General features: G+C 62.4%; 1 protein-coding gene and 1 pseudogene. Both read left to right on the top strand.

The annotated features are described in order from the left end of the window. A pseudogene (locus CED_RS18890) lies at positions 1-337 on the top strand (IS66 family transposase); the annotation flags it as partial. A gap of 132 nt (positions 338-469) precedes the next feature. Next, positions 470-1217, top strand: a 748-nt coding sequence (locus tag CED_RS23045; protein WP_235187151.1) for a cupin domain-containing protein, incomplete at its 3' end; no start/stop codon positions are given.

Below are 1217 nucleotides of genomic sequence, written 5' to 3' on the forward strand. Positions count from 1 at the left end.
CCCCTGGGCCGACGAGAAGAACCATCCCGGCCTGGTCCTGGCCCGCCGGCTCGCCGCGAAGGCAGACCAGGTCTGGCTCTTCACCACCGACTTCAAGATCCCATGGACGAACAACCCCAGCGAGCAGGCCATACGCCTCCCGAAACGCCACCAGGCCGTCTCGGGCTACTGGCACACCCCCACCACCCTGGCCGCCTACCTCCGCGTGCGCTCCTACCTCGTCTCCGCCCGCGACCACGGCCTGACCGCCGTCGACGCCATCCGCCTCGCCCTCGCCGGTACGCCCTGGATGCCAGCCAGGCGCGCGGCCAGCCCCACACACGCTCTCGCCACCTAAACCAACATCAACACGGGGCTGCTCAAGCCGTCACCCGTGAATGGACACATGCGGTGCTTTCAAAACGAATCAGAGCTGCATCCAAACTCCTTGCTTCAGATGAACACGACGAGGCGAGGGCAGGTCACTCCGATGGTCGATATGCGCCGGCTGGCCGGACTTTTGCAATCAGGCTGCACCCTGGTGTTGGACGCGGTCAACCACTTTGATCCGACGCTAGAGGTTGCGTGCCGAGCGTTTCAATGGTGGTTGCGCGCGCCTGTGCAGGCGAACGTGTACCTCACAACGGGCGACGCGGCGGGTTTCTCCCTACACTGGGATGATCACGACGTCATCGTCCTACAGTTAGCTGGCGACAAAGAGTGGGAGGTCCGGGGTCCGTCTCGCCGTGCTCCCATGTACCGCGACGCCGCACCCAATACTGAGCCTCCCAAAGACATCGTGTGGTCTGGTACCGTGAATACCGGTGACGTGTTGTATATTCCCCGGGGCCACTGGCATCGGGCGAGCCGCACCAGCAGAGGTGACGGGTTTAGCCTTCATGCTACCTTTGGGTTCACGAGACGAACGGGCGTCGATTGGTTGGCTTGGCTTGCGGACCAGTCGCGCCGCGAAGAGGTGTTTCGGGAGGATCTGAATCAGCGGGGAGAAGACCCGAAAGAACATCAAAACGACGGCGAGAAAATTATTGTTGCCGCATCGCGTCTTCTTACGTCACATCCGCCGGCCCATTACTTGGAATCCGTGGCGCATGCCACCTCCGCAGGCCGGTATGTCTCCACAGCCGGCATTTTTGGTCCGCCATCCGCGGTCGTGTGCGTTACTGATTTTCCACCTCAGATAGAGACCCAGGGCGATACAGTGGCGGTCGCGACGGCGG

The sequence above is a fragment of the Frankia sp. CeD genome (assembly GCF_000732115.1).
In the GTDB taxonomy this organism is placed as follows: Bacteria; Actinomycetota; Actinomycetes; order Frankiales; family Frankiaceae; genus Frankia; species Frankia casuarinae.